Annotated in this window: 6 protein-coding genes, 1 tRNA gene and 2 rRNA genes (1 of these 9 running past the window's edge); 2 read left to right on the top strand and 7 right to left on the bottom strand. The window is 57.0% G+C overall.

Annotated elements, in window-relative coordinates; all coding sequences use genetic code 11:
* Window positions 1–66: 66 nt before the first annotated feature.
* The 5 genes from secF to queA form a co-directional block, all read right to left on the bottom strand.
* Window positions 67–981 (bottom strand): protein translocase subunit SecF, encoded by a 915-nt coding sequence (gene secF, locus PF1751_RS22975; RefSeq protein WP_010207892.1) that lies wholly within the window; start codon window positions 979–981, stop codon window positions 67–69.
* A gap of 9 nt (window positions 982–990) precedes the next feature.
* The gene (secD, locus tag PF1751_RS22980) at window positions 991–2,859 is read right to left on the bottom strand and encodes a protein translocase subunit SecD (protein ID WP_010207890.1); all 1,869 of its coding nucleotides are present in this window, start codon (window positions 2,857–2,859) and stop codon (window positions 991–993) included.
* 62 nt (window positions 2,860–2,921) lie between these two features.
* Entirely contained in the window at window positions 2,922–3,260 is a 339-nt protein-coding gene (yajC, locus tag PF1751_RS22985) for a preprotein translocase subunit YajC (protein ID WP_003175975.1), read from the bottom strand.
* A gap of 43 nt (window positions 3,261–3,303) precedes the next feature.
* A complete protein-coding gene (gene tgt / locus PF1751_RS22990) occupies window positions 3,304–4,419 on the bottom strand; it encodes a tRNA guanosine(34) transglycosylase Tgt (RefSeq protein WP_003175976.1) in 1,116 nt (371 codons plus the stop codon).
* 11 nt (window positions 4,420–4,430) lie between these two features.
* Window positions 4,431–5,474, bottom strand: coding sequence for a tRNA preQ1(34) S-adenosylmethionine ribosyltransferase-isomerase QueA (gene queA / locus PF1751_RS22995; RefSeq protein ID WP_044287841.1), 1,044 nt, complete (start codon window positions 5,472–5,474; stop codon window positions 4,431–4,433).
* A 108-nt stretch (window positions 5,475–5,582) separates the two neighbouring features.
* On the opposite strand from queA, the gene PF1751_RS23000 reads away from it, so the two are divergent.
* Window positions 5,583–5,667: transfer RNA gene (locus PF1751_RS23000), tRNA-Leu, on the top strand.
* A gap of 231 nt (window positions 5,668–5,898) precedes the next feature.
* Window positions 5,899–6,231 (top strand): hypothetical protein, encoded by a 333-nt coding sequence (locus PF1751_RS29160; RefSeq protein WP_158497712.1) that lies wholly within the window; start codon window positions 5,899–5,901, stop codon window positions 6,229–6,231.
* Window positions 6,232–6,254: 23 nt separating this feature from the next.
* Here the strand turns inward: PF1751_RS29160 and rrf are convergent.
* Window positions 6,255–6,370, bottom strand: a 5S ribosomal RNA gene (rrf, locus tag PF1751_RS23010).
* 156 nt (window positions 6,371–6,526) lie between these two features.
* A 23S ribosomal RNA gene (locus PF1751_RS23015) occupies window positions 6,527–8,088 on the bottom strand; it runs 1,330 nt beyond the window's last position.

The raw sequence follows: 8,088 nt of genomic DNA on the forward strand, positions 1-8,088 counted from the left end.
GAGCAAAAAAAAAGGCGCGAGTTCAATTCTCGCGCCTTTCTTGTCACAGCGATCAACAAGCGCCCATCAAGGGCGGTCGTCGACCTCCTTGCCAGTGCTGGCCGGAGGGATAAGGTCTTCGCTGTTGAGGTTCAGCCAGATCAGCACCACGTTGGCGATGTAGATCGACGAGTAGGTGCCCGCCAGAACGCCGATGAACAGCGCCAGGGAGAAGCCCCACAGGTTGTCGCCGCCGAAGATCATCAGCGCAGCGATCGCCAGCAAGGTGGAGATCGACGTCGCCATGGTCCGCAGCAGGGTCTGGGTGGTCGAAATGTTGATGTTCTCTATCAACGTCGCCTTGCGCAGCACACGGAAGTTCTCACGAACCCGGTCGAATACCACGATGGTGTCGTTGAGGGAGTAACCAATGATCGCCAGCACCGCCGCCAACACCGTCAGGTCGAAGGTAATCTGGAAGTACGCCAGGATGCCTACGGTCACGATCACGTCGTGGATCAGCGACACAATGGCGCCGACACCGAACTTCCACTGAAAGCGGAACGCCAGGTAGATCATGATGCCGACCAGCGCCATCAGCATGCCGAGGCCACCCTGGTCGCGCAGTTCTTCACCGACCTGCGGGCCTACGAACTCGACGCGCTTGACCGACGCAGGGTTGTCACCGCCGACCTTTTGCAAGGCCTCGGCTACCTGGTGACCCAGTTGCGGGTCTTCGCCCGGCATACGCACCAGCAGGTCGGTCGTTGCACCAAAGCTCTGCACGATGGCTTCGTGATAGCCGGCCTTGACCAGCTCGCTGCGCACCAGGGTGACGTCGGCCGGCTTCTCGTAGGTCAGCTCGATGAGCGTACCGCCGGTGAAGTCCAGACCGTAGTTCAGGCCCTTATGGAACCAGCTGAACAACGCCAGAACGGTAAGGAGCACGGTGACGCCGAACGCAACGTTGCGAACGCCCATGAAGTTGATTGTACGTAACATGGCAGCCCCTTAAATCCACAACTTCTTGAAGTCACGCCCGCCAAAGATCAGGTTGACCATTGCGCGGGTCACCATGATGGCCGTGAACATCGAGGTAAAGATACCGAGGGACATGGTCACCGCAAAACCTTTGACCGGGCCGGTACCCATGGCAAAGAGAATCCCGCCGACCAACAGAGTGGTCAGGTTGGAGTCAAGAATCGCGGTAAATGCCCGGCCGAAGCCTTCGTTGATTGCACGCTGCACGGTCATGCCCGCCGCGATCTCTTCACGAATCCGCGAGAAGATCAGTACGTTGGCGTCAACCGCCATACCCATGGTGAGTACGATACCGGCGATACCTGGCAGGGTCAGTGTAGCGCCCAGCAGCGACATCAAGGCCAGCAGCATCACCATGTTGCCCGCCAGGGCCACGGTGGCGATGACGCCGAAGAAGCGGTAGATGGCGATGATGAACAGCGACACGAACAACATGCCCCACAGCGCCGCATCGACGCCCTTGGTAATGTTGTCGGCACCCAGGCTCGGGCCGATGGTACGTTCTTCAGCGAAGTACATCGGTGCCGCCAGGCCACCGGCACGCAGCAGCAGCGCCAGTTCCGATGACTCGCCCTGGCCATTCAGGCCAGTGATACGGAATTGCGCACCCAGTGGCGACTGAATGGTCGCCAGGCTGATGATTTTCTTCTCTTCCTTGAAGGTCTGAACCGGTACGTCTTTCTCGACGCCGTTGACCATCTGCTTGGTGTAGGTGGTGATCGGGCGTTGCTCGATGAAGATCACCGCCATGCTGCGACCGACGTTGCTGCGCGTGGCGCGGCTCATCAGTTCACCACCATGACCATCCAGGCGGATGTTCACTTCAGGGGTGCCGTGCTCACCAAAACCAGCCTTGGCATCCGTCACCTGGTCACCGGTGATGATCAAGCCACGCTCGATCAACGCTGGAGGACGGTTGCCTTCGCGGAATTCGAACTCTTCGGCGGTGGCGCGGGTAGCACCCGGTTCAGCCGCCAGGCGGAACTCCAGGTTGGCGGTCTTGCCCAGGATACGCTTGGCTTCAGCGGTGTCCTGCACACCCGGCAGCTCAACCACGATGCGGTTGGCGCCCTGGCGCTGCACGATAGGCTCGGCCACACCCAGCTCGTTGACGCGGTTACGCACCGTGGTCAGGTTCTGCTTGATCGAGTATTCGCGGATTTCCGCGATCTTGGCCGGGCTCATCGCCAGACGCAGCACAGCCTGACCATTCAAGTCGGCCGGTACGATATCGAAATCGTTGAAGTTTTTGCGGATCAGCGCACGGGCCTGTTCGCGGGACGCTTCGTCAGAGAAGCCCAGCTGGATGGCACCATTGAGCTGCGGCAGGCTGCGATAACGCAGGCGCTCTTTACGCAGCAGGCTCTTCACGTCGCCTTCGTAGACTTTAAGACGTGCATCGAGAGCCTTGTCCATGTCGACTTCCAGCAGGAAGTGCACACCACCGGACAAGTCCAGACCCAGCTTCATCGGGTGCGCGCCAATGCTGCGCAACCATTGCGGCGTGGTCTGTGCCAGGTTGAGTGCGACAACGTAGTCGTCACCCATGACCTTGCGCACGACGTCTTTGGCCGGCAATTGGTCTTCTTGCTTGGTCAGGCGTAACAAGCCGCCCTTCGCACCAGCTGCCAATGTTGCCGCTTTAACCTGGATGCCCGCGTCGTTGAGCGCTTTGCTCGCGCGTTCCAGATCAGCCTGATTGACCTGCAGCGTAGTGCTGGCGCCAGAGATCTGGATCGCCGGGTCATCAGGATAGAGATTGGGAGCGGAATAAATAAAACCGATCGCCAGCACCGCCAGGATCAGTACGTATTTCCACAGAGGGTATTTGTTCAGCATCACGCCGCCCGCTTATAACGCGGGGCGCCTTGCGCGCCCCGTCGATTGGTAAAGGTTGTTACTTAGATCGCTTTGAGCGTGCCTTTAGGCAGCGTGGCGGCGATGGCGCCCTTCTGGAACTTCATTTCTACGGTGTCGGACACTTCCAGAACCACGAAAGCGTCGGAAACCTTGGTGATCTTGCCAGCGATGCCGCCGGTGGTCACAACTTCGTCACCTTTCTGCAGGCTGCCCAGCAGGTTCTTCTGCTCTTTGGCGCGCTTGGCCTGTGGACGCCAGATCATCAGGTAGAAGATGACCAGGAAACCGACCAGGAAAATCCACTCGAAACCACCACCCATAGGGCCGGCAGCAGCAGGCGCAGCGGCATCCGCCATGGCGTTAGAGATAAAAAAGCTCATTTAGCACTCCAGTTGCAAATAGTGAATCTTAGGGTCGGAAAACTCAGTCCAAGGGCGGCACAGGGAGCCCGCGCTTGGCATAGAAGGCATCGACGAAGGCGGCCAATGTACCCTGTTGAATAGCCTCGCGCAAACCAGCCATCAGGACTTGGTAGTGACGCAAATTGTGGATGGTATTCAACATGCTACCCAGCATTTCCCCACACTTGTCCAGATGGTGCAGATAAGCACGGGAGAAGTTCTGGCAGGTATAGCAATCACAGGTGGGATCCAGCGGCGAATCATCATGGCGATGAAACGCGTTACGGATCTTCAGCACGCCTGTATCGATGAACAGATGCCCATTGCGGGCATTACGGGTTGGCATCACGCAATCGAACATGTCCACACCGCGGCGCACACCCTCTACGAGATCTTCGGGTTTGCCAACGCCCATAAGGTAACGAGGTTTGTCAGCAGGCATCAGGCCCGGTAGATAATCCAGCACCTTGATCATTTCATGCTTGGGCTCGCCCACCGACAAACCGCCGATGGCCAGGCCGTCAAAACCGATCTTGTCCAAGCCTTCCAACGAGCGTTTGCGCAGGCTTTCATGCATGCCGCCCTGAACGATACCGAACAGCGCAGCGGTGTTGTCACCGTGGGCATTCTTCGAGCGCTGGGCCCAACGCAGGGACAACTCCATGGAAATTCGCGCGACGTCTTCGTCAGCCGGGTACGGTGTGCACTCGTCAAAGATCATCACGATGTCGGAGCCCAGGTCACGCTGCACCTGCATTGACTCTTCCGGGCCCATGAACACTTTGGAACCGTCCACCGGCGAGGCGAAGGTCACGCCCTCTTCCTTGATCTTGCGCATGGCGCCCAAGCTGAACACCTGGAAACCGCCCGAGTCAGTCAGGATAGGGCCTTGCCATTTCATGAAGTCATGCAGGTCACCGTGCTTCTTGATCACTTCCGTGCCTGGGCGCAGCCACAGGTGGAAGGTGTTGCCGAGGATGATCTCGGCACCGGTGGCGACGATGTCACGCGGCAGCATGCCCTTGACGGTGCCGTAAGTGCCCACGGGCATGAACGCCGGGGTCTCGACGGTGCCGCGCGGGAAGGTCAGGCGACCGCGACGGGCCTTGCCGTCGGTGGCCAATAATTCAAACGACATACGACTCATAGTTATTCCTCTGGGCCGCGTGGCGCCGGATTACGGGTGATAAACATCGCATCACCGTAGCTGAAAAAACGGTACTCGTTGGCGATGGCGGCTTGATAAGCGGCCATGGTTTCCGGGTAACCGGCAAATGCCGACACCAGCATCAACAGTGTGGATTCCGGCAAATGGAAGTTAGTCACCAGGCAATCGACCACATGGAATGGCCGGCCTGGGTAGATAAAGATATCGGTGTCGCCACTGAACGGCTTGAGTACGCCATCACGGGCTGCACTTTCCAACGAGCGGACGCTGGTGGTCCCTACCGCCACGACTCGCCCGCCACGCGCCTTGCACGCCACAACAGCGTCCACGACGTCCTGGCTGACTTCCAACCACTCGCTGTGCATATGGTGGTCTTCGATGTTATCCACACGCACCGGCTGAAACGTGCCGGCCCCCACGTGCAGGGTCACATAGGCGGTTTCGACGCCTTTGGCAGCAATCGCATCCAGCAGCGGTTGATCGAAATGCAGGCCCGCGGTCGGTGCGGCAACGGCGCCGAGGCGTTGGGAGTACACCGTCTGATAGCGCTCGCGATCCGAATCTTCGTCGGGACGATCTATATAAGGAGGCAACGGCATATGGCCGACGCGCTCCAGCAGCGGCAATACTTCTTCGGCAAACCTGAGCTCGAACAACGCGTCGTGGCGCGCCACCATCTCGGCTTCGCCACCGCCATCGATCAGGATGGAGGAACCCGGTTTCGGCGACTTGCTGGAGCGCACATGGGCCAGTACGCGATGACTGTCCAGTACCCGCTCCACCAGAATTTCCAGCTTGCCGCCGGACGCTTTCTGGCCAAACAGCCGCGCCGGAATCACCCGGGTATTGTTGAATACCATCAGATCGCCAGGGCGCAAATGCTCAAGCAAATCAGTGAATTGACGGTGTGCGAGGGCACCACTCACCCCGTCCAGGGTCAGCAGTCGACTGGCGCGACGCTCCGCCAAAGGATGGCGAGCGATCAGCGAATCAGGGAGTTCAAAAGTAAAGTCAGCAACGCGCATGATGGGGTTCGTCTAGCAGGGCCGGGAAGTTTAGCGGAAATAGTGAAAATTGACCATGAAACGTGATTGACCAACGGTAATCTCATCTCTATACTTCGCCGCCATTGAGCCCTGATGGCGGAATTGGTAGACGCGGCGGATTCAAAATCCGTTTTCGAAAGGAGTGGGAGTTCGAGTCTCCCTCGGGGCACCATCTTAAAAAAAGACCTTGAAATTCAAGGTCTTTTTTTTCGCCCATAGAAAAGTGCATGACTCGCACAGTCATTCTTTTGAGAGCGACTCAGTGCTTCAAGCACCTCCTCCAGGCGCGCCTGCGACACGCCTGACCAGCACAATTCGCCCTACCACTCATCGCGCGCTCACAAGCCTCTGACAGGCACTGGAGAGCGCTCAGCGGCCAAATGCATTCGAGGCCACTACCAGAATGTCCAAACCGCGCTCAGCACTGACGCAGCGGGCGTGTCAGAAAGGTGCGCAGTTTCGGGCGCCGATCGACGCGCAGCGCGAAACGGTGCTGACCCAGCGCGGGGTTCACACCGATGAAACGTTGGCACAGAGGGGTGCTCCAGGTGAAGGATACTTTCTCTATGTAGAGTGCGCCGTTAGCGTCGACCCCACCAAGAATTCGTTCGCGCGAACGATCAGACTTAAATCGCCCAAGCCGCTCAAGGCTCTCGCGCATGGCCTGAATCCGGATGACTACCAGATCTTCCAGGTCATTTTCGATCGCCCAAAACAAAACCCCTGTCTGCGTTAGCAAACAGGGGTTCTGGAATTTAATCTTGACGATGACCTACTCTCACATGGGGAAACCCCACACTACCATCGGCGATGCATCGTTTCACTGCTGAGTTCGGGATGGGATCAGGTGGTTCCAATGCTCTATGGTCGTCAAGAAATTCGGGTACTGAGTCGTGACCTGATGGTCTCGCTTCAGCAAATTGGGTATGTGACAGATCGGTGTTTTGTGAGATATCGAACTTTCGGTTCGTATCATCTTCACACACCGCAATCTGATGCTCGTTAGAGTAGTCAAATTGCTTGGGTGTTATATGGTCAAGCCTCACGGGCAATTAGTATTGGTTAGCTCAACGCCTCACAGCGCTTACACACCCAACCTATCAACGTCGTAGTCTTCGACGGCCCTTCAGGGAACTCAAGGTTCCAGTGAGATCTCATCTTGAGGCTAGTTTCCCGCTTAGATGCTTTCAGCGGTTATCTATTCCGAACATAGCTACCCGGCAATGCCACTGGCGTGACAACCGGAACACCAGAGGTTCGTCCACTCCGGTCCTCTCGTACTAGGAGCAGCCCCTCTCAAATCTCAAACGTCCACGGCAGATAGGGACCGAACTGTCTCACGACGTTCTAAACCCAGCTCGCGTACCACTTTAAATGGCGAACAGCCATACCCTTGGGACCGGCTTCAGCCCCAGGATGTGATGAGCCGACATCGAGGTGCCAAACACCGCCGTCGATATGAACTCTTGGGCGGTATCAGCCTGTTATCCCCGGAGTACCTTTTATCCGTTGAGCGATGGCCCTTCCATACAGAACCACCGGATCACTAAGACCTACTTTCGTACCTGCTCGACGTGTCTGTCTCGCAGTCAAGCGCGCTTTTGCCTTTATACTCTACGACCGATTTCCGACCGGTCTGAGCGCACCTTCGTACTCCTCCGTTACTCTTTAGGAGGAGACCGCCCCAGTCAAACTACCCACCATACACTGTCCTCGATCCGGATAACGGACCTGAGTTAGAACCTCAAAGTTGCCAGGGTGGTATTTCAAGGATGGCTCCACGCGAACTGGCGTCCACGCTTCAAAGCCTCCCACCTATCCTACACAAGCAAATTCAAAGTCCAGTGCAAAGCTATAGTAAAGGTTCACGGGGTCTTTCCGTCTAGCCGCGGATACACTGCATCTTCACAGCGATTTCAATTTCACTGAGTCTCGGGTGGAGACAGCGCCGCCATCGTTACGCCATTCGTGCAGGTCGGAACTTACCCGACAAGGAATTTCGCTACCTTAGGACCGTTATAGTTACGGCCGCCGTTTACCGGGGCTTCGATCAAGAGCTTCGCGTTAGCTAACCCCATCAATTAACCTTCCGGCACCGGGCAGGCGTCACACCCTATACGTCCACTTTCGTGTTTGCAGAGTGCTGTGTTTTTAATAAACAGTCGCAGCGGCCTGGTATCTTCGACCGGCATGAGCTTACGGAGCAAGTCCTTCACCCTCACCGGCGCACCTTCTCCCGAAGTTACGGTGCCATTTTGCCTAGTTCCTTCACCCGAGTTCTCTCAAGCGCCTTGGTATTCTCTACCCAACCACCTGTGTCGGTTTGGGGTACGGTTCCTGGTTACCTGAAGCTTAGAAGCTTTTCTTGGAAGCATGGCATCAACCACTTCGTTAACTAAAAGTTAACTCGTCATCAGCTCTCGGCCTTAAGATCCCGGATTTACCTAAGATCTCAGCCTACCACCTTAAACTTGGACAACCAACGCCAAGCTGGCCTAGCCTTCTCCGTCCCTCCATCGCAATAACCAGAAGTACAGGAATATTAACCTGTTTTCCATCGACTACGCTTTTCAGCCTCGCCTTAGGGACCGAC

This window comes from Pseudomonas simiae, assembly GCF_000934565.1.
In the GTDB taxonomy this organism is placed as follows: Bacteria; Pseudomonadota; Gammaproteobacteria; order Pseudomonadales; family Pseudomonadaceae; genus Aquipseudomonas; species Aquipseudomonas simiae.